Source organism: Actinomadura sp. DC4, assembly GCF_030406325.1.
Taxonomy (GTDB): Bacteria; Actinomycetota; Actinomycetes; order Streptosporangiales; family Streptosporangiaceae; genus Actinoallomurus.
Genome location: NZ_JAUEQY010000030.1, coordinates 64,834 through 88,557, shown reverse-complemented (window position 1 = coordinate 88,557; position 23,724 = coordinate 64,834). Strand labels below are relative to the sequence as shown.

General features: G+C 72.7%; 27 protein-coding genes. 6 read left to right on the top strand and 21 right to left on the bottom strand.

Features of this window, described 5'->3' with window-relative positions; genetic code table 11:
• Positions 1-20: 20 nt before the first annotated feature.
• The 10 genes from QWU11_RS37130 to QWU11_RS37085 all read right to left on the bottom strand — a co-directional run bounded on the left by QWU11_RS37130 (position 21) and on the right by QWU11_RS37085 (position 7,636).
• A complete protein-coding gene (locus tag QWU11_RS37130) occupies positions 21-1,682 on the bottom strand; it encodes a GAF domain-containing SpoIIE family protein phosphatase (protein ID WP_290119208.1) in 1,662 nt (553 codons plus the stop codon).
• Positions 1,679-2,728, bottom strand: a complete 1,050-nt coding sequence (locus QWU11_RS37125) for a SpoIIE family protein phosphatase (protein ID WP_290119207.1) — start codon at positions 2,726-2,728, stop codon at positions 1,679-1,681. The genes QWU11_RS37130 and QWU11_RS37125 overlap by 4 nt, the downstream gene beginning before the upstream one ends.
• Positions 2,725-3,153: an anti-sigma regulatory factor gene (locus tag QWU11_RS37120; protein ID WP_290119206.1), complete on the bottom strand. Its 429-nt coding sequence runs from the start codon at positions 3,151-3,153 to the stop codon at positions 2,725-2,727. Before QWU11_RS37120 ends, QWU11_RS37125 begins: the two co-directional genes overlap by 4 nt.
• Complete coding sequence (locus tag QWU11_RS37115; protein WP_290119205.1) at positions 3,150-3,533, bottom strand: STAS domain-containing protein; 384 nt, start codon at positions 3,531-3,533, stop codon at positions 3,150-3,152. Before QWU11_RS37115 ends, QWU11_RS37120 begins: the two co-directional genes overlap by 4 nt.
• Entirely contained in the window at positions 3,530-4,393 is an 864-nt protein-coding gene (locus QWU11_RS37110; RefSeq protein WP_290119204.1) for an STAS domain-containing protein, read from the bottom strand. The genes QWU11_RS37115 and QWU11_RS37110 overlap by 4 nt, the downstream gene beginning before the upstream one ends.
• A 184-nt stretch (positions 4,394-4,577) precedes the next feature.
• The gene (locus QWU11_RS37105; protein WP_290119203.1) at positions 4,578-5,081 is read right to left on the bottom strand and encodes a VanZ family protein; all 504 of its coding nucleotides are present in this window, start codon (positions 5,079-5,081) and stop codon (positions 4,578-4,580) included.
• 161 nt (positions 5,082-5,242) lie between these two features.
• Positions 5,243-5,506, bottom strand: coding sequence for a UBP-type zinc finger domain-containing protein (locus tag QWU11_RS37100; RefSeq protein ID WP_290119202.1), 264 nt, complete (start codon positions 5,504-5,506; stop codon positions 5,243-5,245).
• Between the two features lie 99 nt (positions 5,507-5,605).
• Positions 5,606-6,610, bottom strand: coding sequence for a hypothetical protein (locus QWU11_RS37095; RefSeq protein WP_290119201.1), 1,005 nt, complete (start codon positions 6,608-6,610; stop codon positions 5,606-5,608).
• 165 nt (positions 6,611-6,775) lie between these two features.
• The gene (locus QWU11_RS37090; RefSeq protein WP_290119200.1) at positions 6,776-7,033 is read right to left on the bottom strand and encodes a hypothetical protein; all 258 of its coding nucleotides are present in this window, start codon (positions 7,031-7,033) and stop codon (positions 6,776-6,778) included.
• A 270-nt stretch (positions 7,034-7,303) separates the two neighbouring features.
• The gene (locus QWU11_RS37085; protein WP_290119199.1) at positions 7,304-7,636 is read right to left on the bottom strand and encodes a WhiB family transcriptional regulator; all 333 of its coding nucleotides are present in this window, start codon (positions 7,634-7,636) and stop codon (positions 7,304-7,306) included.
• 126 nt (positions 7,637-7,762) lie between these two features.
• Between QWU11_RS37085 and QWU11_RS37080 the strand changes: the two genes are divergently transcribed.
• The gene (locus QWU11_RS37080) at positions 7,763-8,011 is read left to right on the top strand and encodes a Smr/MutS family protein (RefSeq protein WP_290119198.1); all 249 of its coding nucleotides are present in this window, start codon (positions 7,763-7,765) and stop codon (positions 8,009-8,011) included.
• Between the two features lie 32 nt (positions 8,012-8,043).
• Here the strand turns inward: QWU11_RS37080 and QWU11_RS37075 are convergent, their stop codons facing one another.
• The 8 genes from QWU11_RS37075 to QWU11_RS37040 all read right to left on the bottom strand — a co-directional run bounded on the left by QWU11_RS37075 (position 8,044) and on the right by QWU11_RS37040 (position 13,273).
• Entirely contained in the window at positions 8,044-8,826 is a 783-nt protein-coding gene (locus QWU11_RS37075; RefSeq protein ID WP_290119197.1) for a phytanoyl-CoA dioxygenase family protein, read from the bottom strand.
• 326 nt (positions 8,827-9,152) lie between these two features.
• Positions 9,153-9,284, bottom strand: a complete 132-nt coding sequence (locus QWU11_RS37070; RefSeq protein WP_290119196.1) for a hypothetical protein — start codon at positions 9,282-9,284, stop codon at positions 9,153-9,155.
• Positions 9,285-9,571: 287 nt separating this feature from the next.
• Complete coding sequence (locus QWU11_RS37065) at positions 9,572-10,273, bottom strand: zf-HC2 domain-containing protein (RefSeq protein ID WP_290119195.1); 702 nt, start codon at positions 10,271-10,273, stop codon at positions 9,572-9,574.
• Positions 10,270-10,464 (bottom strand): sigma factor-like helix-turn-helix DNA-binding protein, encoded by a 195-nt coding sequence (locus QWU11_RS37060; RefSeq protein WP_290119194.1) that lies wholly within the window; start codon positions 10,462-10,464, stop codon positions 10,270-10,272. Before QWU11_RS37060 ends, QWU11_RS37065 begins: the two co-directional genes overlap by 4 nt.
• A gap of 155 nt (positions 10,465-10,619) precedes the next feature.
• Positions 10,620-11,321, bottom strand: coding sequence for a zf-HC2 domain-containing protein (locus QWU11_RS37055; protein ID WP_290119193.1), 702 nt, complete (start codon positions 11,319-11,321; stop codon positions 10,620-10,622).
• On the bottom strand, positions 11,318-11,806 hold the full coding sequence (locus QWU11_RS37050; RefSeq protein WP_290119192.1) for a sigma-70 family RNA polymerase sigma factor: 489 nt from the start codon (positions 11,804-11,806) through the stop codon (positions 11,318-11,320). The genes QWU11_RS37055 and QWU11_RS37050 overlap by 4 nt, the downstream gene beginning before the upstream one ends.
• A 231-nt stretch (positions 11,807-12,037) precedes the next feature.
• Entirely contained in the window at positions 12,038-12,646 is a 609-nt protein-coding gene (locus QWU11_RS37045) for a hypothetical protein (protein ID WP_290119191.1), read from the bottom strand.
• A 114-nt stretch (positions 12,647-12,760) separates the two neighbouring features.
• Positions 12,761-13,273, bottom strand: coding sequence for a MarR family winged helix-turn-helix transcriptional regulator (locus tag QWU11_RS37040; protein WP_290119190.1), 513 nt, complete (start codon positions 13,271-13,273; stop codon positions 12,761-12,763).
• 63 nt (positions 13,274-13,336) lie between these two features.
• Here QWU11_RS37040 and QWU11_RS37035 point away from each other — a divergent pair, with 63 nt between their 5' ends.
• Positions 13,337-14,605: an amidohydrolase family protein gene (locus QWU11_RS37035; protein ID WP_290119189.1), complete on the top strand. Its 1,269-nt coding sequence runs from the start codon at positions 13,337-13,339 to the stop codon at positions 14,603-14,605.
• Here the strand turns inward: QWU11_RS37035 and QWU11_RS37030 are convergent.
• Both QWU11_RS37030 and QWU11_RS37025 read right to left on the bottom strand, forming a co-directional pair.
• Positions 14,590-15,090 (bottom strand): NUDIX hydrolase, encoded by a 501-nt coding sequence (locus tag QWU11_RS37030; RefSeq protein ID WP_290119188.1) that lies wholly within the window; start codon positions 15,088-15,090, stop codon positions 14,590-14,592. The genes QWU11_RS37035 and QWU11_RS37030 overlap by 16 nt on opposite strands.
• Positions 15,091-15,153: 63 nt before the next feature.
• Entirely contained in the window at positions 15,154-16,350 is a 1,197-nt protein-coding gene (locus QWU11_RS37025; RefSeq protein WP_290119187.1) for a cytochrome P450, read from the bottom strand.
• Between the two features lie 20 nt (positions 16,351-16,370).
• Between QWU11_RS37025 and QWU11_RS37020 the strand changes: the two genes are divergently transcribed.
• Entirely contained in the window at positions 16,371-16,583 is a 213-nt protein-coding gene (locus QWU11_RS37020) for a hypothetical protein (protein WP_290119186.1), read from the top strand.
• A 419-nt stretch (positions 16,584-17,002) separates the two neighbouring features.
• The gene (locus QWU11_RS37015) at positions 17,003-17,146 is read left to right on the top strand and encodes a hypothetical protein (protein ID WP_290119185.1); all 144 of its coding nucleotides are present in this window, start codon (positions 17,003-17,005) and stop codon (positions 17,144-17,146) included.
• 3 nt (positions 17,147-17,149) lie between these two features.
• Here QWU11_RS37015 and QWU11_RS37010 read toward each other — a convergent pair whose 3' ends face one another.
• Positions 17,150-17,974 (bottom strand): mechanosensitive ion channel domain-containing protein, encoded by an 825-nt coding sequence (locus tag QWU11_RS37010; RefSeq protein ID WP_290119184.1) that lies wholly within the window; start codon positions 17,972-17,974, stop codon positions 17,150-17,152.
• Positions 17,975-18,122: 148 nt separating this feature from the next.
• Between QWU11_RS37010 and recQ the strand changes: the two genes are divergently transcribed.
• Together recQ and QWU11_RS37000 are read left to right on the top strand one after the other, a co-directional pair.
• The gene (gene recQ / locus QWU11_RS37005) at positions 18,123-19,961 is read left to right on the top strand and encodes a DNA helicase RecQ (protein ID WP_290119183.1); all 1,839 of its coding nucleotides are present in this window, start codon (positions 18,123-18,125) and stop codon (positions 19,959-19,961) included.
• 9 nt (positions 19,962-19,970) lie between these two features.
• Entirely contained in the window at positions 19,971-23,717 is a 3,747-nt protein-coding gene (locus tag QWU11_RS37000) for a tetratricopeptide repeat protein (RefSeq protein ID WP_290119182.1), read from the top strand.
• Positions 23,718-23,724 lie beyond the last annotated feature (7 nt).

Genomic DNA, 23,724 nt, shown 5'->3' with positions numbered 1-23,724 from the left:
CCGGATCCCCCGACACCCGGTCACGGCCGCGCCCGGCGGAACATCAGCAGGCAGGTGTCGTCCTCACGTGCGCTGTCGCGCAGCATCTCCGCGAGGACGCTGTCGGCCATCGCGTCCAGCTCGCCGCGCGCCCGCCCGAACGCCTTGACCAGCCGGTCGATGCCGTCGCCGAGAGGCAGGCCGCGCCGCTCGATGAGGCCGTCGGTGTAGAAGAGCACGATCGACCCGGGCTCGGGCCGGATGCTGAACTCCTCGAGAGACGCGCCCTCGAGCGGCATGCCGAGCAGGAAGTCGTGACCCTCCAGGACGGTCACCGTGCCGTCCGGCGCGCGCAGCAGCGGAGGCGGGTGCCCGGCGTTGGCCCAGCGCAGCACGCCGTCGTGATGCAGTTGCGCGAGCACGGCGGTGGCCAGGTCCTCCGGCTGCAGGTGGGACAGCAGGCGGTGCATGCGGGTCAGCACCTCGCCGGGGCCGTCCGCGTCGATCGCGTAGGCGCGCAGGGTGGTGCGCAGCTGTCCCATCAGGGCGGCGGCCTGCAGCCCATGGCCCGTGACGTCGCCGACCGCCGCGATGATGTCGCCGTCCGGGCGCTCGAACGCGTCGTACCAGTCGCCGCCGACGTTGAGTCCCGCCTCGGCGGGCAGGTAGCGGGCGGTGAACTGCACCCGCCCGCTGGCGGGCAGGTCGGTCAGCATGGCCCGCTGCAGGAGCTGGGCGACACCGCGCTCGTGCTCGTACCGCAGCGCGTTGTCGGTCGCCGCCGCGGTCAGCCGGGCCAGCTCGGTGAAGACCGCGACGTCCTCGGTGGTGAAGGAGTCGGCGGGCGGCTCGGCGGCCAGGACGCCGATGGTGCTGCCGCGCGAGATCAGCGGGATGGCCAGGATCTGCTGCTCGTCGAGCGTGGTGTCGACGCCCGGGACCACCTCCTCGCCACCCGGGAGGCGGGTGGCGTGCTGGGCGCGCCCGCTGGCGTAGGCCTTCTCGACCAGCGGCGGAGGGCGTCCGTCCCCTGCGGGGAAGGGGCCCAGTACGCCGGGGTCGCGGACCAGCCACACGACCATCGCCGAGGCGTACCTCGGGACCACGATGGCGTGCAGCCGGCTGAGGATCTGCTCGTGGTCCAGCGACTCGGCCAGGGTCGCGCCGGCGTGCGCGAGGAAGGCCAGCCGGGCCCGTGACGCCTCGGCCGCGGCGTGCGCGGCGCGCTCGGCGCTGAGCAGGCGGCGCTGCAGGTCGCTGGCGTGCCGGAGGCGCTCGGTCGTCTCGGCGAGCTCGGCGTGCAGCGCGAGGACGCCCTGGTTGGTCTGCTCCAGCTCCTGCCGGTGCCAGCCGAGCGTGTCGTGCTGCTCGATGATGAGATCGAGCAGTCCGCTCTCGTCCGTGTGGGGATCGTCACCCCGGCCGTCGTCGTCGCGCGCGGCCCCGCCCTCGACCGGAATCGGCGCGGTGGCCGTGAGGTCGGGTCCCCCGCCGCCCCCGACCGTGACCGTGAGGGAGGCGTCCTCGCCGACGCCGACGGTGATCCAGCCGCCGGGCTGGTGCTCCTTCAGAGCGCGCGCGACGGTCGCGAGGAGGCCGGAACGTTCGTCCACGGCAACGCCGAGCCGGCCCATGGCGGAGGCGACCGCGGCCAGAGCGGCGGCCGGATCAGAGACCGGCCCGTGGTGGATCCGCTGACTCATCGAACACTATTCTCCGGTGAAGTTCGGACCACGACAACCGTGGCGTCGTCGTTTCCGCGCAAAGCGTCGCGCCAGATCAACGCCGCCAGCACGGCGGGGTGATGCCGGTCGGCACCCGGGTAGTCTCCTGCGTTCCAGCGGCTCGTGATGCCGTCCGTGTGCAGGATGAGCGAGGCGGGGGCGGCCCAGTCCGCGGCGACCACCCGGTGCAGCCGGGGCCGGGCGGCGACGCCGACCCCGTGGTTCGCGCCGAGGATGCCGGGCCGCGAGACGAGCATCTGGTCGGCGCCCGGCCGGAACAGCCGTCCGGTGACGTTGCCCATCCCGGCGAAGCTCAGCTGCCGGGACCAGCCGTCGATCTGCGCGATCGCCGCGGCGGCGCCGCGCGTGACCCGCAGGCCCACGTCGATCTCCCGGAGCAGGCCGGCCGTGTCGAGGGCGGGCTGCTGTTCGAGGAGTTCGAGCGCCGCCCGCCGCGCCTCCGCCGCCTCCACGCCGTGCCCGAGCCCGTCGACCACGGCGACGGTCATCCGGTCGCCCTCCCAGGCCAGGCCGAAGCCGTCGCCGACCGCCGACTCGTCCGGGTGCGGGGTGATGACCCCGCCGACCTGGGTGGGCCCGGACGGCTCGGCGGCCGACGGGCCGACGCGTACGAGCACGACGGTGCCGCGCCCGATCTGGGTGTACAGGTCGAACTGCGCCGCACCGCGCCGGCACGCGCCGAGCCCGGCGCCGAGCGACGGCGGGCCGGTCGTGTAACCGTCGATCATCGACGAGGCCACGTCGGCGATGCCGGGTCCGCGGTCCACCGCGAGGAGCTGCACCGCCCCCGGGCCCGCGACGTGGATCAGCAGGTGGCCGCCCACGGCGTGCCGTACGAGATTGGTGGCCAGCTCGGTGGCGAGAAGCTCGCAGGTGGCGGCGCCCTTGGCGTCCAGGCCGCCCGCCAGCCCGGCGGCCGAGGCCGCCGCGGCCGCGCCGTGGACCTGGCTCTCGTCGGAGACGGTGATGTCCCACGCCTCGGTGACCATCATCCGCCCGCTCATCGCGGCACCCGCTGACCGGAGCGCGCCCAGGACACCGCCGTGACGGTCGTCCCTCCCCCGGGCGTGCTGTCGATCGTGAACTCCTGTACGAGCCGGCGCGCGCCGCCGAGGCCCAGGCCGAGCCCGTTCCCGGTCGTATAGCCGTCGGACAGGGCACTGTCCACGTCGCGGATGCCGGGACCGTCGTCGGCGAACGTCAGACGGAGGCCCTTGCGCCCCGCGACGGTCACGGCCTGGAGCTCCATGTGGCCTCCGCCGCCGTGCACCAGAGTGTTGCGCGCGAGTTCGCTCGCGGCGGTGACGATCTTTGTCTGCTCCACCAGGCTGAACCCGGCCGCGACCGCGGCCTCGCGTACGGCCTGGCGCGCGCCCGCGATCTGCACGTCGTTGCCGATCTGCAGTCGTGTCACGTCATCTGGGCTCATCTGCCCGCCTGACCTCGCAGCTTTTCGAGAAGCGCCATCGCGCCTTCGAGCGAGCGTGCGGTGTACAGCCCCCGAAGACTCAGGCCCATCTCGACCAGGGTGATGGCGACCGAGGGCCGCATCCCCGCGACGACGGTACGGCCGGCGAGCATGCCGGCGGCAGCGGCGATCTCGGACAGGATGCGGGCGAGGAAGGAGTCGACGATCTCCACGCCGGAGATGTCGATGATCACTCCGCGTGCGCCGGCGGCGGCCATCTCCGTGAGATCCTGCTGGAGCGCGAGCGCGGACCGGTCGGTCAGCTCCTGCTGGATGGCCGCGATGAGGACATCGCCCATCCGGAGTACCGAGATCCGCCCCGCGCCGGACTCCGAACTCACACCTCCCCCACGACGGTGACACCCGACTTCTCCAGCGCCCAGGCGAGCGCGTCCGCGAGCGTGGCGCGCGTGGTGATGTCCCCCAGGTCGATGCCGAGCTGCACGATGGTCTGCGCGATCTGCGGCCGGATGCCGCTGATCACACACTCCGAGCCCATCAGGCGTACGGCCATCGCGGTCTTCAGGAGGTACTGCGCGACGACGGTGTCGACCATCGGCACACCGGTGATGTCCAGGATCGCCATCGCGGCGTCCTGGTCGACGATCGTCTGCAGCAGCGTCTCCATCACGACCTGCGTGCGGGCGCTGTCCAGGGTGCCGATCAGCGGCACCGCCACGACCCGGTCCCACAGCTTGATGACCGGGGTGGACAGCTCCAGGAGCTGCTGGCGCTGACGGTCGATGACCTCGGCGCCCTCGCTCAGCGCGATCTCCATGACCACGACCCGCAGGGTGCCCATCAGCTCGACCGCGGCCATGGACGCCGCCGCGTCGGAGTCACCGTCGCCGAGCTCACGCCGGATGATGCTCAGCAGGGGCGTCTTGAGCTCGCTGACCTCGCCGGTGATCTGCCCCAGCGAGGCGCCGGCGTGACTGCGGGCGGCGACCATCTGCCCCAGATGCGGGCGTACCCGGTCGAAGCCGGGCGCGGACGAGTCGTCGAGCCGGTCATTGCGCGCGACCTCGGCGAGGACCCCGACCAGGCGCTGGGCCGCGCCCACGGAGGCGTCGCGGCCGGAGGTGTAGACGGTGCGGAACAGCGGCAGCTCCGCCCACTGCTGCGCGACCAGCTCACCCCGCGTCTCCAGGACCTCCGCCACCGTCACCGGCGCGGACTCGTCAGAACCCACCGTCGTCATCCGCAATCTCCCTGATCACCGATATGGCCCGCCGACGGGCCGCCCAACGCCCGTGCCCGTACGGATCGGCCGCCCCGGACGAGGCGAGGTCACCCACGAACCGTTGCGGGGTGACTCATCGCAGCCGGGATCGCAAAACGCTTGCCAAGCGACAATCGTACCGAATTCGCTTGTTCACCGCTCGTCAGGCCGAACGATGCGCCCAGCGTGCGACTCTGCGGCCGACCAGAAGATAGGCCAGTACGGCGCCCAGCGTGTTGAGGATGACGTCGTCGGCATCGAACGCGCGGCCGGCGATCATCGTGCCCTGCACCGTCTCGATGCACAGTGAGATGAGGCCGACGGCCACGAGGACGCGCAGCGGGCCGCGGAACCGGTTGGACAGGACGGGGAGCAGCACGCCGAGGGGCATCAGCAGCACGACGTTGCCGCCGATCTCCAGCACCGCCGCCCGGACGCTCGGCTGGTCGAGATAGAGCCGCACCGTCTGCCCCGGATGCGTGTTGTCGTGGACGTACTTGCCCGCGCCGGGGTCGGGCTGCAGCGTGAGGCGGGAGATCACCCAGGCGAACGCGACGACGCCGACCAGCCCCAGGAGGATCCAGAGCGCGCGGACCACAACGCTCTTGAAGGATCGGCTCTTGGTGCCGCCGGTGCTGCCACGACGTTTGGTGGAGGTGGACGGCATGCTCGCCTTCCCGTCGGGGGGCCGCTGGACGGCCCGGCGCGACGGCGCGGGTCGAACGGGTGCGGGTGAAGATTCAGTGGGGGCCACATCGTAGCCATCCCCACGAATCAAGGAGCCATTCTCCTCGGCGGGGGCGATTCGCGTACGGTCTCAGGGCCCCGTCAGACGAAGGTCTCGTCCGCGAAGCACCAGCGCCAGTCCTCGCCCGGCTCGAAGGAGCGCACCACCTCGTGGGTCGTGGCGGCCGCGTGGGCGCGCGCGTGGCGGTTCGGCGAGGAGTCGCAGCAGCCGATGTGCCCGCAGCTCAGGCACTCACGCAGGTGCACCCAGGGCGAGCCGATCTTCAGGCAGTCCTCGCAGCCCTCCGTCGTGTGCGGAGTCACGGCCGACGGCAGGGTGAGAACGTGCGGACAGGTCTCGGACATCGCGCGCCATCCCTCGTTTTCGGCCGGCCCCGCGGGGGCCGACGATCTCTCCCCCAAGACTCTCATCCCGGCTCACCCCGGCGCGACGCCGGGCCGGAGTCAGCGGAGGCGTCCTCCGGCCGTGGCGTCTTCCTCCTCCGCGCGGTACAGCACCGAGATCGCCCGGAACTCGGCGACACCGTCGACCTCCGGCATCCGGTAGCCGTTGGCGGTGACGTGCGCGACCAGATCACGGCCCGGGCTGAGGCCGTACGTGCGCAGGTAGTAGGCGCTGATGTCGGTCCAGATCCAGGCGCCGTCGGTGCGGAAGCTCATCGGCACCACCCGGCCGAGATCCTGGTCGATGACGTCGTGCAGGCGTGCCGTGGTGATGAGGACCGGCGACCCGGCGTCGAGGTAGCTCAGGATGCGAATCCGCTCCTCGTCGTTCTCGATGGGCTCGGTGTCGCCCCAGTCGCTCGGGCCGATGCCCAGGAACTCATCGGGCAACGGGGCGATGCGCACGCCCGGGTCCGGGGTGCGGGACCAGAGAAGCTCGCCCGCGCCGCGCGCCGACCGCTGGTACGCCGGCAGCCACGCGCCGGTCTCGTACGTCTCGACCTGCGGGTACAGCTCTCCCGCGGTGGTCAGCCGGTCCTGCATGCGGCCGGCGAGGCCGGCCGGGTCCGCGTCGGTCTCGACGACGAACACCGGCTTGGCGGTCTGGTGGCCGTCGTCGGCCGGCACCCGCCAGGCCCGCCAGAGCCCTCGGGCGTCCGGCTCGGCCCGGCAGGCCGCGACGGCGGCCTGGTCGATCCGGTCCGTACGCGTGCCGGGGAACGGCCGGGCGGCGAAGAAGCGGTGCCGCGGCATCGGATCGCCGGGCGCGGGGTCGCCGAGAGGAGCCGGGGGCTCGGCGCCGTCGAGGAGTTCGCCCAGGCAGCGCAGGTCGTCGCGGTGCAGGGGAATGTCACGGCCGGCCACCGCGAGGGTGACGAGCCGGGCCATCGCGGTGTGCCCGCCCTGGGCGAGCAGACGGCGCGACGCGGTCAGCAGCCCGTCGGGCAATCGCCCTGCGAGTCGCAGAAGAGTCCAGTGGCATGCGCGGCGCGCGTCGGTGACCATGCGAACCGTTCCTCAGGTGAGTGACAGTCTCTACCACTCGTACGGGTAGATCTTCCGATCGGTTCACCGGCACGCCGGTGACAGGCACAGTCATGATCGAGTTGATCGATGTGGAGGAATGTTCGCAAGGGCCGGGAAGGGACACCGGCCCGTGGGACCGGAGAGTCAGGCGGTCTGGGATCCGTACAGGGACTGGACGGTCCGCAGGGCCCAGTGCATGCGGCGGGCGAACGCGTCGGGGTGGTCGCCGGCCTCCTGCGCGACGCAGGAGATACAGGCCATGCAGTCCTCATTCAAAATCCGCAGGCCCTGGTCGATGGCCAGCCGGATCTGGGCGGCGGTCGGGGCCTCCGACGCCTGCAGCGTCGATGCGAACAGGACCTCCGCGAGGTCTGCGGTGCTGTGCGTCGTGGTCGTCATCATCGGGGGCCTCCTTCGCCGCAATCTGTCTGCCCTTAGTACGCGGCTGGCCGGGTGCCGGGCTCAATGGAGTGGCCATAAATGACCTATCCCCGGCGTCATGCCGACCATGCCACCAAGGAAGCTATAGCGCACATTTTCGTAAATCACCGTGATCATGGGGCGATGAACAGCGGCTTTTCTTCGAGCGTACCGGCCGGGAGGGCGTACTCGTCGTATCTTCGTCGTTACCGCGACACGATGCGCGACGGAGCGCCTCCGCCGGGTGAGAGATCAGGTGACCGGGTCCGCCCGGAACCACTCGGCACCCTCGGGGCTCGCCGCGGGCCGGGCCGCGCGGGCACGGCGCTCGCGGCGCCGCAGATTCGCGCGTTCGACGGGGGTCAGGCCGCCCCAGATGCCGACCTTCTCGCCGCCTTCCATCGCGGCCTCCAGGCACTCCTCGCGCACGGGGCAACGACGGCAGACCGCCTTCGCGCCGGCGACGGCGTTGTTCCGGTACGCCGTCCGGTCCGGGAAGAAGATCGCCGAGTCGAACGGACGGCACGCGGCGAGCGCCCGCCAGTCGGCGGTCGCCGTGCCTGCGTCCTCGGTGGAGCGGGCCATCGGTGCCTCCTCGGCGTCGCGGGTCCTTGATGTGGTTACGGACGAGGACGGGCAAGTGGTTCACCCGGCCGGAGGATCCGCGCGATTCCACCCTCGTATGAGACAGTCCCGTACGGAGGGAACGCCATGACGCTGACGCTCGACCTGCATCCGATCTTCCGCAACGAACGCGAGGTGGACCGCGCGGTGCGCGCCATCATCTTCGAGGCGGTGCGCACCAAGGCGACGGTCGTTGAGATCATCCCCGGAAAGGGCTCGGGCAAGCTGAAGAAACGCGTGCTCGCACTGCTCGGCCAGGCCCACCTGCGGCGGCTCTACCGCCGGATCGAGACCGACGACGCCAACGACGGGCGTGTCCTGGTCCACTTCGCCTGAGCGGCTCAGGGCCTGTATCGAGACCCTAGGGCCTAGGCGTTACCGGACAGCCCGAGGCGTACGGCGCGCTCGACCGGCGAGCCGTCGCGGCGGTCGGGGTCGAGCTCCCCGGCCGGTACGAGCGGCGGCTGGGCGATGAACCTCGGCACGGTGCCGTGATGCGGCTGCGCGGCGTGGATGAGGAACGGGTGGCAGAGGTAGACGTCGCCCGCCTCGCCGGTGGCCGTCGCGGACGGACGGCCCGGCGCGTCGAGCAGGCCCGCCGCGTCCATCTCCCGGCACAGGGCGAACATCTCCTTGCCGTCCTCGCCGGCGCCGGCCAGGAAGGCGGGCACGTCGAGGTGCGAGCCGACCTTGACGCGGGTCGGCGCGCTGTCGGCGTCGACGTCGGAGAACAGGAAGAGCATCAGCAGCGCCCGCCCGCGCGAACGCAGGCTGACCCGGCCGGCCTCCTGGCCCTCGGGGATCCAGCCGGCGTCCATGTGCCAGCCGGCGTCGCCCGGGTCGTCCGGATGCGGGAACCTGATCGGGAAGGTGCCCAGACCGTCGCGCGGCACCCACCGGCCCGCGCCGACGAGCGCGTCGAACGCCTCGTGCAGGCGCGGGGTGCTCACGGCCTTCGCGAACGGCCCGCCGCCGTACCCTCCGAGCCGGACGACCGGCCGCGTCCAGGTCGCGGGATCATCGGGATCGAGCCCGGTCTCCCGCCAGAGGACCCCACGGCACTCGTCGGCCACCGAGCGCGGAAACGCCTCCGGGATGCGCACGAAGCCGTCGGTGACGAACCCCTCGATCTCCTCCGCCGTCAACGCCATGCCGGCGATCCTGCTGCGACCGGCCGGCGGCCCGCAACCGCTTTTCCCCGCCCGGACCAGGACCGCCACCAGCCTCCCGCCGAGCCCGCCTACGCCCGCCCCGCCGCCGACGCCGGAAGGCGTACGTCGGGAGCGCGACCGGTCGCCCATCCGCCGCGTGGCCCCGTATGTGGGCCGCGGCCTGCCTCGACAGGCGCATACGGACCTGCCTACGGCCCGTCCCCGGTGCGGCGCCGGCGTGGCCGGCCGCCCCATCCGTCGTGGCGACCCGCCGATCCAGCGCGTGGTTCCGTGCGTGGTCCACGGCCGGCGCCGGCAGGAACCAGTCATTGTCGGTGCGGCATCGGGCCACCGCGGCCGACGTCGCCGCAGCCGTCGGCATGGTCCGCGTGGTCCGCGTGGCCGGCCTCGCCGTGGTCGCTGCCGCCCTCGCTGAACGCCGGCACCGCTACCTCCACGCCTACGTCCCCAGCCCTCGCAAGTGGCCACGATCGTGCGGGCGAGGATCGCCCTGGACCACCGTCTCCGGAACGAGGTCGATGAACCGCCGCCCTGACCGGCGAGGCACCCGCGGGCCTGCGCGGGTCGGCCTGCGACCGGCGCGTCCTGGCGAATCGCGTCGCCGGGCCCGTGCACGACCATTGGCGACGAACTGCCGGGGTTCCTCGGCCGTCGACGCCACCGGCGGCCATCCCGCCGGCATCGGTGCGGTTCGCGGCCGGCTCTACCGGCCCTGTCCGCCCGGTCAGACCGGGACCGTCACCAGCCTGCCGCCGCCCTCGATCAGTACGTCGTAGCGTGCCACGTCGCCGGGCTTGACCGAGATGCCGCCGTGGACCTGGAGGTGCTCGGGGGAGCCCGGCACCCCGTACCCCTTCTCCGGCACGGCCCACTCGGTGACCGGCTGCTGCTGTCCCGAACGCAGGACGGCCACCAGGCGGCAGGTCAGCGGGCCACGGACGCCGGCGAGGTCGAGGCCGACCTCGGTGCCGAACGGCTCGGCGCGTGTCGCCACGATGCCGACGGCGTGTGTCGACGGGTCGGTGGCCGAGTGCCGTACGCCCTTGGCGAGCACGTCGGCGGCCGGGCTGCCGTGGTGGTGTTCGCCTCCGCCACCGGGCGAGACGATGGCCGAGCCGACGGTGACGCCGCCCGCGACCAGCGCGACCCCGGCCGCCAGGCCGATCACGAAAGTGCCGCGGCGTCGTCGGCGGTCCTCGCGCCTGCGCCGTTCGACCAGGTCGGTGACGCCGGCGGTGACGTCTTCGGGCTCCTCGTCGACCTCGACCGGGCCGATGCCGCTGAGCAGCCCGCGCAGGTCCGACAGCCCGCCGAGTTCGGCGGCGCAGACCTCGCAGTCGCTCAGGTGCTCCTCGAACGCCCGGCGGTCGTCGTCCTCGAGGAGACCGAGAGCGTAGGCACCCACGTCGGTGTGCTCGACACTCATGTCGCCACTCCCCGCTCTTCGAGCACGATGCGCAGTGCCCGGAGCGCATAGTAGACCCGGGTCTTGACCGTTTCCAAAGGGATACCCAATATATCCGCGGCCTCATTGACCGAGCGGTCGCGCATGACCGTCTCCGTCAGGACCTCACGGTGCGCACGCGAGAGGGAACTCAGCGCTTCTGCGACTAACACGTTGCGCAGGACGTCCTCCTTTCGGTCGGCGGACCGCGTGGGTCGCGCTCACAGGCCGGCCTCCGCACGTCGGTTCCGTTGAATTCTGTCGCGTATCCGGAGGCGTTACGAGAGGGGCGGGAACCCGCATTTCAGATGGCGCGTCCCCGCCCGTTCTAGACGGGAATGCTGAGGAGGGTGCGTCCGCTTCCCTCTTCCTGGACGTCGAAGCGGGCCAGGTCGGCGCGGCCGAGCGCGGTGCCGCCGTGGACCTTCAGGCTCGCGGGCGAGCCCGGCACGCCGTACCCCTTGGGCGGCACGCTCCACTCGGTGACCGTACGCCGCTCGCCCGTCTTGGAGACCGCCACGAGTTTGCAGACGAGCGGGCCCCTGACGTGGCTCAACTCCATGCCGATGTCGGTGCCCCACCCCTTGCTGCGCATCGCGACCGTGCCCGTGACGCCGGTGGAGGCGTCGGTACGGGCGATCTTTTCTCCCGTACTGAGCACGTCGTCGATCGAGGAGTGGCCGGGCATCGCCGCGGTATGCGTGCTCTGGCCGGCCGCCAGCGCGCCGGTGAGGCCGCCGCCGGCCAGCAGCGCCACTCCGGCGGCGGCGCCGAGCAGGGCCGTACGGCGGCGGCGCGCGCGTTCGGCCGTCTTGCGGCGGTGCAGCAGGTCGATCAGCTCGCCGTCGGCGTCCGGCGGGCCGGTGGGCGGGACGTCCTCCAGGATGGCGGCCATCCCGGCGAACTCCCTCATCTCGGCGGCGCAGACCTCGCAGTCGCCCAGGTGCTCCTCGAACGCCCGGCGGTCGTCCTCTTCGAGTAGGCCGAGGGCGTAGGCGGCGACGTCAGTGTGCTGGACATCAGTGGTCATGCCAGTGCCCCCCTTTCCTCCAGCGCGACCTTGAGCGCACGGAGCGCGTAGTAGGTGCGGGACTTGACGGTGCCGACGGGGATGCCGAGCACCTCGGCGGCCTCGTTGACGCTCCGGTCGCGCAGGATCGTCTCGTTCAGAACCTCGCGGTGGGCCGGGGACAGGGCCTTGAGCGCCTCGGTCACGACGACCGTACGCAGCAGGTCCTCCATGCCGTCGGCGATGTGGAGGGTCTCCAGCGCGCCTTCGCCGGCCTCCTGCGGGCGCGCCGCCTTGCGGCGCCGGTCGTCGATGACGACGCGGCGCGCGACGGTCGCCAGCCAGGGCATGAGCGACTCGGCCTCACTGTCGAGCTGGTCGACCGAGCGCCACGCGCGGATCATGGTCTCCTGGACCACGTCCTCGGCCCACTGCCGGTCGCCCCCGACCAGCTTCATCACGAAACTCAGCAGCGGCCGATGGTAGTCCCGATAGAGCTCGGCCACGATCCGTTCGTCGTCTATGTCCTTGACTGGTCTGGTCCTGCGCGCCCAGAGGCGGGTGCGCGTTGAGGAGGCGTCCATGGCCGAGGGTCTCCGGCGGGTCGAGGGACTCAGGGGCGGGTCGGCGGCGGGCGGCAGGGGCCCTGCGGGGGCCGTCAAGAGGTGCTGGCGCATCTCCGGTCTTTCGGTCTGGGCGGGGGGATCACGCCGGCGCGTTCCCCCTCGGCGCACGGGTCAGTAGCCGTAGCTCTGGTCGCCGCCGCCGGTTCCGCCGACGGGGGCGGGGACCTTGCCGCCACCGGCCTTCGTGCCGTCAGGCGCCACGGCGAACCAGGTGCCGCCGACGCCCTGGCCGGTCAGCTGACCGGGCGCGGTGTCCTTCGCGTAGGTGTACGCGGGCCAGCCGTTGATGGTGGCCTGGCAGATGCCGTCCTTGGTCATGATGTTGCCGATGGCCGAGCGCGGGATGCCGGTGAGCTTGAGCTTGCTCGTGAACTTCACCGGGGGCCACAGCTTGGCGCACGCGCCGGAGCAGTTGGAGACCGGCGGCTTGGCGGTGTCCTTGTCGAAGCGGTAGACCGTGAAGCCCTTGCCGTCGACGACGGTCGTGCCGAGCGTGGCGTTCGGCGCGGCCGACAGGACCAGCTTGCCCTTCCAGTTCTGGGCGGCGGGAGGGTTCTGCGCGGGCGTGGTCTGTGCGGGCGCCGGGGCGGTCGCGGCCACGGGAACCTGGGGCTCGGCCTTGGTCTTGGCGGCGTCGCTTCCGCCCGTTCCACAGGCGGCGAGCGTCAGCCCGGCCACGGTCGCGGTCCCTGCCAGGGCCATCCGGCGCTTCATGCTCATCGCGTTGATCCCTTCGAACTCTTCGGTGTCGATCAGCAGTACGCAGCCCTAGACACGAATGGTTCAAAGAAATGCAGGAATCATCTTAGTTTTGTTATTCCGCAGGTCACAGCACTATCGGCTGCGGCGACCGACGATCGCGAGGACCTCGCGGAGGGCGTCGGCCGCGTTTCGTACGGCCTCGGGGGGCACGCCGGACAGGACCTCGCGGTGGGCGCGGGCCGAGGCGTCGAGCGCCTTTCCGGCGACCTCGAGGCCCTCTTCGGTGAGCCGGACCCAGCGGCTGCGGCGGTCGCCGGGGTTCGCGCCGCGCTCGACGTAGCCGACCCCGGTCAGGCGCTGCAGGACGTTGCTGATGCCGCCCGAGGTCAGGAACAGGGACCGGGAGAGCTCGCTCGGCGTGAGGTGGTACGGCTCGCCGACGCGGCGCAGCGCCACGAGCACGTCGAACTCGGCGTAGGTGAGGCCCAGCTCGGCGAGTTCGGCGCGGATGGCCTGCTCGAACAGTCCGCCGATCCGCGAGACGCGCTTGCTGAACTCCACGGCGGCGACGGCCTCCGGGGGCATCTCGGCACCCCAGCCCGGCACGAACGCATCGACCTCGTCACGTACTCCCTCGTGGCGCACGCCCGCAACGATACTGACATTCGATATAGCTTTCTCAAAAGCTTTTCCCTAAGCTAGCTGACCATGAACCTCCTCATCCGCGGCGGTGTCCTGGTGGACACCGACCCGGCTCCGTACGTCATCGGCCCCGGCGACCTGCTCATCGAGGACGGGACGATCGCCGCCGTCGGCACCGGCGTGCCCGTGCCCGAGGGCACCGAGGTGATCGACGCGACCGGCGCCCTCGTCCTGCCCGGGTTCGTGGACACGCACCGGCACACATGGCAGGCGGCGATCCGCGCGGTCGCGCCCGACACGACCTTCCCCGGCTACCTGGAGCGCGTCCTGGGGACGCTGGCGCCGCGCTTCCGTGCCGAGGACGTGTACGCGGGCGACCTGGCCGGCGCGCTCGAGTGCCTGAACGCCGGCATCACGACGCTGGTCGACTGGTCGCACATCCAGCTGACGCCCGCCCACACGGACGCGACCGTCGAGGCGCTCCGCCGCTCCGGCATCCGCGCGGTCCTGGGGTACTGCTACGGCGGCCCGGACGGCCCCGGGGGCCTGGCGTCGGAGGGCCGCCGCGTACGCCATGCGCACTTCGACGGCTCGGACCCCCTGCTGACGATGGCGGTGGCCGCCCTCGGCCCTGAGATCGCCGGGGAGGACCTCGCCCGGCACGAGTGGCGGCTGGCCCGCGACCTGGACCTGCCGGTGACCGTGCACATGGGCGGGCACGGCGCGGAGAGCGCCGAGCGGGGGCTGGCGTTCCTGCGGGACAACGACCTGTTCGCGCCGGGGACGACGTACATCCACCCGAACTTCTACACGGAGGAGTCGCTGAAGCGGATCGCCGGCAGCGGCGGCACCGCGTCGGTGTCCCCGCTCGTCGAGGCCGAGCTGGGCATCGGTCATCCGGCGACGGGCCGTGCCCGCGCCGCCGGGATCCCCACCGGGCTGAGCGCGGACGCGGTGACCAGCGCCCCGGGCGACATGTTCAGCCTGATGCGCGCGGCGTACACGCTGGAGCGCGCCCGCGGCGGCGCGTTCACCACCCGCGACGCGCTGCGCATGGCGACGGCCGAGGGCGCCGAGGTGGCGGGCCTGGGCGAGGTGACCGGCTCGCTGCGGGCCGGAAAGCAGGCCGACGTGATCCTGCTGCGTACGGACACCCTGGCCATGGCCCCGGCCCACGACCCGATCGGCGCGATCGTCCTGTCGGCGGACACGAGCTGCGTCGACACCGTCCTGGTCGGCGGGAGGGTGGTCAAACGGGACGGCCGCCTCGTCCACGACGACGTCGGCACGGTGCTGGCCGCCCTGAGAGAGTCCGCCGCCTACGTCACCGCGTGACCGTCCTCCAGCGAGGCCGGTACGCCGGTGGCGATCGCCTCCAGGCACGCGGCGATCCGGCGGGCGAGCACCTCGCCCGCCGCGCCCGGCACCCGGTCCGGCGCGAGGAAGGCGTACGAGGCGAGCTCATCGGCCGGGAGCCTGATCGCGGCGATCTCGGCCTCGGTGAGGACGCCGCCGTCGTAGACGAGCATCAGGCCCTCGGGGCGGCCGGGACGCGAGGACACCCAGTCGACGGCGAGCACACGCCTGGCCGGGCGGTCGAGGCCGAGCTCCTCGGCCACCTCCCGGCGGCACGCGGCCGTCGGTGACTCCTCGGCCTCGACGATGCCGCCGGGAATCTCCCACGTCGGCTTGTAGGTCGGCTCCACCAGCAGTACCCGGCCGGCCGCGTCGCGGAACAGCGCGCCCGCGCCCATGCGCTTGCGCGGCAGGGAGGCCAGGTATTCGGCCACCGGCAATGCCGCAGAGCCGTCCGAACTCACCCCGCGAGCCTACGCGCGGCCACCGGGCCTCTCACTCGAAGGAGTCCAACGCCTGGCACGCCTCTAACTCCACGTGAGCGGCAGGGACTCCACCTGGTAGATGCCCTCGACGCCGCCGAGCGCGGCCGGTCCGTCCGCCCGCAGGCCGGGCATCCGGGGGGCCAGGAAGGCGAGGGCCTCCTCCAGCTCGGCGGTCGCCAGGTTGGCGCCCAGGCAGTAGTGCGCGCCCGCGCCGAACGTCAGCGCCCGGCCGTCGCGTTCGGCCGTGATGTCGAAGCGGTCGCCGTCCGTCGTCTCCCGGTTGGCCCGCGCCGCGCAGATCGCCACGATGCTTCCGGCCGGGAACCCGACCGCGCGGAACTCCACCGGCTCGGCGCAGATCCGCGCGGTGAACGGGGTGATCGGCTCGAACCGCAGCACCTCGCGTACGGCCGCCGGCGCGCGTCCCGCCGGGTCCCCGGCCAGCAGCGCCCACTGGTCCGGATGCGCGGCGAACAGACGCAGCGCGTGCGCGAGCTGCGCCTGGGTCGTGTCGACGCCGCCCGCCAGAACGTTCACCACGAGGTTGACGCACTCGGCGTGGGAGAGGCGGTCACCCGCGCCGGAGGCGGCCAGCAGCGCGCTCAGCAGGTCGTCCGCGGGATCGGCGCGCCGCTCGGCCAGCAGCGCCTCGACGTAGTCATGCACCTCGGCGCACGCTGTCTCGATCCGCGGCAGCTCGGTCGACAGCGCCCGTACGTCGAACTGGCGCTGTACGAGGTTCGACCACTCGTGCAGCCGGGGGGCGTCCTCGACCGGCGCGCCGAGCACCGCCGCGATCGTCATCGACGGGTACGGCCTGGCTACCGCGCGTACGAAGTCGCCCGAGCCAGTGGTCGTGTCCCACAGCCGGGTCAGGAACTCCCGCATCACCGGCCGCCACCGGTCGGCCGCGCGCGGGGTGAACGCCGGGCCGACCAGCGCGCGCAGCCGCCGGTGCCGGTCGCCGGTCTGGTTGAGGACGTTCGCGTCGATCTGCTCGCGCAGCCGGCCGGCCGTGACGCCGAACAGGTCCGCGATCTCACGGCCGGGGAACGCCGTCGCCCGCGACCGCAGGAAGAACTCCCCCGCCTCCCGGTCCAGCACGACGTAGGAGAGTGGGCCCCGCGCCAGCCAGCCGCGCTCGCGCGTCTCGGCGAGCCGCCGGTGGTACACCTCCCCGGTCAGGTCGGGCGCGGAGTAGTCGAACGCCGGCAGGTCCAGCTCGGTCACGCTCGTCATGGTGCCTCCAGCGCCACATCGTGGGGTCGCGGCGCCCGCCGCGGGAACCCCCTTCTTCCGCTCAGCGGAAGCTTCGGCGTCGTCCCCGTCTGCTGAACCTCGCCGGGTACGTCATCGGCACTCTCGTGCTCAGCCCGATCGCCGACACCATCGGCCGCCGGAACATGCCGCTGACCACCGAGTCCGAGCACTGGCCGCTCGTGCTGCCGTTCGCGCTGGCCGGGCCGTCGTGAGCGGCCGGCGCTGGGTGTAGGCATCGGCGCGCCGATGGCGCTCGTCGCGATCCTGCCGCGGGTCGAGCTGCCCGAGCCTCCGCGCTGGCTGGCCGGCCGCGGCCGGCTGGAGGAGGCCGACGCCGTGGTCGCCGCGATGGAGGAGCGCGCGAGCCGGCGCGGGCCGCTCGCCGAGCCGGTCCCGCTGCCCGAGGAGGAGGCGCTGCCGGTACGGCGGATGCCCGCGCTGTCGACCTACCGCGCGCCGTTCACCGAGCCGCGCCACGTCCGGCGGATCATCCTCCTGCTGGTCATGTGGTTCACCGCGTACGTGACGGTGTACGGCTTCTCCAGCGGGTTCACCTCGGTGCTCACCGTGCTGAAGTACCCGCCGCTTCGGCCTCGTCGACGGCTTCGGTCACCTGGGCGGCGGCATCGGCGTGCTGCTGATCGCCCCGTACGTGAAGGACATGTCGGTGCTGTGGGCGCTGCTGCTCATCTCGGCGTTCCTGGTGGTCGCGGCGTTCGTCGCGCGGTTCACCGAGCACACCTGCGGCCGCGAGCTCGACGTGATCTCACCCTGAGCCTCAGTGCGTCGGCCCGGGCTGATCATCCTCGTGGTGGACGGCCTGGGCCGCGACCGGCGCGGTCTGCACCGGGCCGGGCTCGCTCTCCGGCGGCGGCGCCTGCCCGGGGACCGCCTCGGACGGCACCGCGTGCGCCGTCGCGGTCACGCCGGTCGCCGTCGCGGTGGCCACCACCGGGGACTCGGTGGCGCGCGGCCCGACGGCGGACGACAGTACCTGGGCGTTGGGCAGCCGGAACTCCCCGTTGGACGCCTCGAGCCGCAGATAGGTCAGGCCGATCTCCAGGACGGTCCCCTCGAACTCGCCGCCGAGTGGCCCGGACCACAGGCGTACGTCGTCGCCGACCACGAACGGCTTGGACAGCAGCAGGATGATGCCGGCGAACAGGTTGGCGAGCGTCTGCTGCGCCGCGATGCCGACGAGGACCCCGGTCAGGGCGCCGCCGAGGACGAGCTGGCCCACCGGCAGGTTGAGGAGCTGCAGGGTGAGAACCAGCGTCGTGAGCGTGCCGACCAGCACGATCACGAGCCGCACCATCGTGGCGTGGGCGTTGCCGACGCGCGGCAGCAGGATGTCGCGGGCGCGGGCGGACAGGCCCAGCGTCGCGCCGAAGCCGAACACGAAGAACGCCGCGGCGCAGCCCGCCGCCACGAGCTCCAGCGGGAGCTTGTCGTCCAGGTCGCGGGACCGCTCCCGGGCGAGGATCGAACCGATCATGGCGCAGGCGGCGAGGAGCAGGGCGAAGATCGACCGCCATGGCCGCGCCCGTCTCCGCACCTTGGCCACCTGTTCCGCCAGCTGATCGACCATCTGCGTCTGGTTCACCCGCATTCTCCTCCATGGCGCCGAGGTCGGACAGTCCGGAATACGTTATCGGCGGCCGGGAGGCGTTCCGCCCCGGCTCCCCCTTGGCTTATCCACAACTGCACGCGCCTGCCCCACAGGCGACCCGCGCTCCTCGTAGAGTGGCCAGATGACCGCCCCCGATTTCGCTCCCGCGCACAACGACGCGTCGCAGGTGTTGCGGCGCGTGTTCGGCTACGACGACTTCCGCGAGGGGCAGCAGGAGATCATCGAGCACGTCGTGGACGGCGGCGACGCGCTCGTACTCATGCCGACGGGCGGCGGCAAGTCACTGTGCTACCAGATCCCCGCGCTCGTACGGAAGGGCACGGGAGTCGTGATCTCCCCGCTCATCGCGTTGATGCAGGACCAGGTCGACGCGCTGCGGGCCCTCGGCGTACGCGCGGGGTTCCTCAACTCCACGCTCGACTTCGACACCCAGCGCGTGGTCGAGGCGGAGTTCCGCGCCGGTGAGATGGACCTGCTCTACCTCGCGCCGGAGCGGCTGCGGCTGGAGTCGGCGCAGCGGCTGCTCGACGCGGCGGACGTCTCGCTGTTCGCGATCGACGAGGCGCACTGCGTCTCCCAGTGGGGCCACGACTTCCGGCCCGACTACCTCGCGCTGTCCGCGCTGCACGAGCGCTGGCCCGACGTGCCGCGGATCGCGCTCACCGCGACCGCCACCCCGGCCACGCACGCCGAGATCGCGACCCGGCTGCGGCTCGACGACGCCCGCCACTTCGTGGCGAGCTTCGACCGGCCCAACATCCAATACCGCATCGCGCCGAAGAACGAGCCGAAGCGCCAGCTCCTCGACCTGCTGCGCACCGAGCACCCGGGCGACGCGGGCATCGTCTACTGCCTGTCCCGCTCCTCGGTGGAGAAGATCGCCGCCTTCCTCGTGGACAACGGCATCACCGCGCTCCCCTACCACGCGGGTCTCGACGCGGGCGTGCGCGCGGCCAACCAGTCGCGGTTCCTGCGCGAGGAGGGCGTCGTCATCGTCGCCACCATCGCGTTCGGCATGGGCATCGACAAGCCGGACGTCCGCTTCGTCGCCCACCTCGACCTGCCCAAGTCCGTCGAGGGCTACTACCAGGAGACCGGCCGCGCCGGCCGTGACGGCCTGCCGTCGACGGCGTGGCTGGCGTACGGGCTGCAAGACGTCGTCCAGCTCCGCAAGCTGATCGACACCTCCGAGGGCGACGACGCCCACCGCCGCCTCCAGGGCCGCCACCTCGACTCCATGCTCGCCCTGTGCGAGACGGTCGAGTGCCGTCGCGTGCAGCTCCTCGCCTACTTCGGCCAGGAGGGCAAGCCGTGCGGCAACTGCGACACGTGCCTGACGCCGCCGGAGTCCTGGGACGGCACGGTCGCCGCCCAGAAGGTCCTGTCGGCGGTCTACCGGCTCGACCGCGAGCGCCGCCAGCGCTTCGGCGCGGGCCACGTCATCGACATCCTGACCGGCAAGAAGACCCCGAAGGTCATCCAGTTCGACCACGACGCCCTGAGCGTGTTCGGCGTGGGCGAGGACCTCAGCGCCGGCGAGTGGCGCGGCGTCGTGCGCCAGCTGCTCGCCCGGGGCCTGCTCGCGGTCCAGCCCGAGCACGGCACGCTGGCCCTGACGGAGGAGAGCGCCGCCGTCCTGCGCCGCGAACGCGAGGTCCCGATGCGGCGCGAGCCCGAGCGCCGCGCCCCGAAGACCAAGCCCGCCAAGGCCGCGGCGGCGGCCGCCGTCGCCGAGCTCTCGGAGGAGGCGGCGGCCACCTTCGAAAAGCTCCGGGGCTGGCGCTCGGCCACCGCGAAGGAGCAGGGCGTCCCGCCGTACGTCGTCTTCCACGACAAGACCCTGCGCGAGATCGCCACCGTGCTCCCGGCGACGTTGGGGGAGCTCGGCTCCATCAGCGGCGTCGGCGAGAACAAGCTGGCCAAGTACGGGCAGCAGATCCTGGACACCCTCACCGGATAGGCCGGTTCCGTGGCCGACGTCTTCGTCAACTACCGCACCGCCGACGCCGCGCACGGCGCCGCCGCGGCGTACGAGTTGCTGAGCGCGCGGTTCGGCGCGGACCGCGTCTTCCGTGACTGCGTGTCGATGTCACCGGGCGAGGTCTACCCGGCGGCCATCCGGGAGCACCTGGAGTCGGCGCGCGTGCTGCTGGTGCTCATCGGGGACGGGTGGTTCGCCCGCACCGGCGGCCGTTTCCGGAGACGGCGTCTCGTCGACGATCGGCGTGACTGGGTGCGCCGGGAGATCCGCCGGGCCCTCGAACGCGGCATCCCGGTCGTGCCGGTCCTGCTCGACGGCGCCCCGCCACCGTCGGCGGACGAGCTGCCCGGCGACGTCGCCCCGCTCGCCCACCGCCAGGCGGCGCAGGTGAGCCACCGCACCCTCGGCGAGGACATCGCCCGGCTCGCCGACCGTGTCGCCGGCCTGGTGCCCGAGCTGGTGCTGCCCGACCTGTTCGAGACCGTGCCGGACCTGCCGGACGATCCGCTGCCCAGCATGCTGCTCCGCCCCGAATACGGGATCGTCCCGTTCGAGGGACGCGACCAGGAGATGGCGGACCTGACGCGGTGGCTCGACTCCCCCGAACCGGTCGGCGTACGGCTGCTGACCGGGCCGGGCGGGCAGGGCAAGACGCGGCTCGCGGACGAGCTCATCCGCGCCGCCGACGGGTGGACCGCGGGTTTCGTCGCCGAGGCGACGCCGGTGCTCCACCTGATCCGGGAGTTCCGGACACCGTTGCTGCTGGTCGTCGACTACGCGGAGGGCCGCACGGCGCAGCTCGCGGCGCTGGCGGCGGCGCTCGCCGCCCGCCCCGCCGACAAGGGCCCGGTGCGCGTCCTCATGCTCGCCCGCTCGCCGGGGCTGTGGCAGCGGCTGCTGCGCGGGGTACGCGACGACCGGGTCGCGCTGATGTTCACCGAGGTCCCCGCCGTCCCGCTCGCTCCCCTGCTGCCCACCGCACGCGACCACGACGCGGAGTTCGACCGCGCGCTGGAGGCGTTCGCCGCCCGGCTGCCGGGCGGCCTCCCTGCCCCGGAACGGCCGCCCGGCCTGGCCGCCACCCGCTACGAACGCGCCCTCGACGTCCACGCCGCGGCCCTGGCCACCCTGCTCGACCAGACGACCGCCGGCCCCACACCGCCCCGCGAAAATCCGGTCGCCCAAGACCGTCTCGACCAGGCGGCCGGCGATCCCGTGGCGGCACGTGAGGATCCGGTCGCCCGGGTGCTGGAGCACGAACGTCGTCACTGGTCCGGCAGCGCCGCGCCGTACGCTCTCGCCGACCCGCACCCGGACCGCCTCGACCAGGTGGTTTCGGCAGCCACCCTCTTCGGCGCCGCCGACGCGACCGCCGCCCACGCCCTCCTGGCCGCCCTGCCCACCTTCGACGGGTGCGGCCGGGACGTCGTCGACCGCTACCGGCGCTGGCTGGCGGACCTCTATCCCGGCCCGGCCGCGCTCAACCCGCTCCGCCCGGACCGGCTCGGCGAAGACCTCGTGGCGGCGACGCTGCGCGAGCGGCCGGAGTTCGGCACCGCTCTCGCCAGCGTGATCGGCGATGCCCAGCTCACCCACGCGCTGACCGTCCTGGGCCGGGCCGCGCCGCGCCACACCGGCGTGCGGGAGACGATGAGCGCGCTCCTGACCACCGACCTGATGGGGCGCGTACCGTTCGCGATCGCCGTGGCGACGCGGGCCGAGGATCTCACGCTGACCGGCGTCCTTTCCGAGCTGCTCGAGACCGGCGACGACCTCGCACTGGACGAGGCCGTGGTCGAGAACCTCCCCGACCAGACCCTCGCCCTCGCGGCCTTCGCCGTGGTGCAGACGCGCGCCGCCCTGGACCGCCATCTCGCCCAGGACGAGCCCGACGAGGGGGTCGTCGCCTGGCTCACCCACGACCTGTCGCTGCGGCTCGGCGCCGTCGGGCAGAATGACGAGGCGCTCACGACCGCCTCACGCGCGGTCGCGCTCTTCCGTGAGCTCGCCGCCGAAGACCAGGACTACGCCTTCGACCTGGCGAACGCGCTGAACACGCTCGCCGTCGCGTACGGAATGCTCGGTATGTACGAGGACGGCATCGAGCCCGCCGAAGCGGCGGTCTCCCTGTTGCGGAGCCTCACCGGGTCCCCGGAGATCCGGAACGTCCTCGCGACGTCGTTGACGTCCCTCGGGACCCATCTCTCGGACGTGGCGCGCCACGCCGAGGCGATCGCCGCGGTCGAGGAGGCGGTCGGCCTCCAGCGCGACGAGGTACGGGACGCGGCCGAGGACGACCGCGTCGACCGCCTCTACCGTCTCGCCGAGGGCCTGGACAACCTCGCGACCACCCTCGACGACGCCGGCCGGCCCGGCGAGGCGCTAGCCCTCGTCACCGAGGCCGCCGAGGTCTACCGCGACCTCGACGGGGAGGACGGCGACCGGTTCCGCGGCGATCTGATCCGCGTCCTCGGCAACCTGAGCGCCACGTACGCGAGGCTCGATCGGCACGAGGAGAGCGCCGTCGTCTCCGAGGAGGCGGTGCGGCGAGCGCGCGACCTGGTCGCCCGCTATGGCGAGACGCACGTGCCGAGGCTGGCGAACATCCTGAACACCAGCGCGTCCGTGCTGCGCCGGCTGGGCCGCCACGACGACGCCCTCGCCCAGATCAACGAGGCCGTGGCGCTGTTCCGCGAGTGTGCCAGGACCCGGCCCGGCACCGAGCTGTCCGGGCTCGCCGCCGCCCTGTCCAACCTGGGCAACTGCCTCGACGACACCGGCGACCCCGGCGGGGCGCGCGACGCGTACGACGAGTCGATCGACATCTACCGCAAGCTGTCCGACCCCTACCCCGGCACCTTCGAGCCCGATCTCGCCGAGCTGCTGATGAGCATGGCCAACTTCGCCGACGGCGACCCCGGAAGCGCCCTCGACCTCGCCGCCGAGGCGGCGGCGATCCTCAAGCAGCTCGTGGACTCCGGCCGTAACGAGCTGCGGCACAAGCTCGGCACCGCGCTCCACCTGCTCGCCGCCATCCGTTACGACCTGGGCCAGTACGGCGAGGCGGCACGGGTCGAGGCGCAGGCCGCGGAGATCTTCGCCGCCCTCGCACGTCACGGCGAGGCCGGGCGGCGCGCCGACCAGGCGTGGGCGCTGCACGGGCTGGCCCGCGCGTACGACGTGGAGGGCCGGCACGAGGACGCCGAGCGCCCCTTCGGCCGGGCCGCCGGGCTGTTGCGCGAGCTCGCCCGCGAAGACGACGCGCACGAGGACGAACTGGCGTGCGTCCTGCTGAACTCCGCCGTGTGCCTCAGCTCGCTCGGCCGCGACGACGAGGCGAACGACCTGATCACCGAGGCCACGGCCATCCGCCGGCGACGGCTGGACGACGGCCCGCGGCGGCGACGGGAGCTGGCGGAGGCGCTGAACAACCTCGCCGACACCCGCAACGACCTCGGCGACCGGGAGTCCGCCCTGCCCGCGGCCCGCGAGGCCGTCGCCCTGCTGCGCGAGGACCACGACGGAGCCGACGAGACCTACGTCTACGCCCTGTGCACGCTCGCCACCGTGACCGGAGACGAAGATCTGGACGACGCGGTCTCCCCGCTGGTGACCGCCCGCCGCGTGGCGCAGGACGACGACGATCTGCGCGCGGTCGTACGGACGACGTTGGAGGGCCTCGGCGCGAAGGCACGGCAGGCATGGCGGAGGCTTACCGACGACCCGTACCCGTAGCCTTGTC

Coding starts and splice junctions, on each gene's coding strand:
- QWU11_RS37065 (WP_290119195.1), bottom strand. CDS start 10,273: ATGAGTGTCGAGCACACCGACGTGGGTGCCTACGCTCTCGGTCTCCTC.
- QWU11_RS37025 (WP_290119187.1), bottom strand. CDS start 16,350: ATGACGAGCGTGACCGAGCTGGACCTGCCGGCGTTCGACTACTCCGCG.
- recQ (WP_290119183.1), top strand. CDS start 18,123: ATGACCGCCCCCGATTTCGCTCCCGCGCACAACGACGCGTCGCAGGTG.
- QWU11_RS37120 (WP_290119206.1), bottom strand. CDS start 3,153: ATGAGCCCAGATGACGTGACACGACTGCAGATCGGCAACGACGTGCAG.
- QWU11_RS37095 (WP_290119201.1), bottom strand. CDS start 6,610: ATGGTCACCGACGCGCGCCGCGCATGCCACTGGACTCTTCTGCGACTC.
- QWU11_RS37125 (WP_290119207.1), bottom strand. CDS start 2,728: ATGAGCGGGCGGATGATGGTCACCGAGGCGTGGGACATCACCGTCTCC.
- QWU11_RS37080 (WP_290119198.1), top strand. CDS start 7,763: ATGACGCTGACGCTCGACCTGCATCCGATCTTCCGCAACGAACGCGAG.
- QWU11_RS37085 (WP_290119199.1), bottom strand. CDS start 7,636: ATGGCCCGCTCCACCGAGGACGCAGGCACGGCGACCGCCGACTGGCGG.
- QWU11_RS37090 (WP_290119200.1), bottom strand. CDS start 7,033: ATGATGACGACCACGACGCACAGCACCGCAGACCTCGCGGAGGTCCTG.
- QWU11_RS37035 (WP_290119189.1), top strand. CDS start 13,337: ATGAACCTCCTCATCCGCGGCGGTGTCCTGGTGGACACCGACCCGGCT.
- QWU11_RS37105 (WP_290119203.1), bottom strand. CDS start 5,081: ATGCCGTCCACCTCCACCAAACGTCGTGGCAGCACCGGCGGCACCAAG.
- QWU11_RS37045 (WP_290119191.1), bottom strand. CDS start 12,646: ATGAGCATGAAGCGCCGGATGGCCCTGGCAGGGACCGCGACCGTGGCC.
- QWU11_RS37100 (WP_290119202.1), bottom strand. CDS start 5,506: ATGTCCGAGACCTGTCCGCACGTTCTCACCCTGCCGTCGGCCGTGACT.
- QWU11_RS37130 (WP_290119208.1), bottom strand. CDS start 1,682: ATGAGTCAGCGGATCCACCACGGGCCGGTCTCTGATCCGGCCGCCGCT.
- QWU11_RS37075 (WP_290119197.1), bottom strand. CDS start 8,826: ATGGCGTTGACGGCGGAGGAGATCGAGGGGTTCGTCACCGACGGCTTC.
- QWU11_RS37110 (WP_290119204.1), bottom strand. CDS start 4,393: ATGACGACGGTGGGTTCTGACGAGTCCGCGCCGGTGACGGTGGCGGAG.
- QWU11_RS37055 (WP_290119193.1), bottom strand. CDS start 11,321: ATGACCACTGATGTCCAGCACACTGACGTCGCCGCCTACGCCCTCGGC.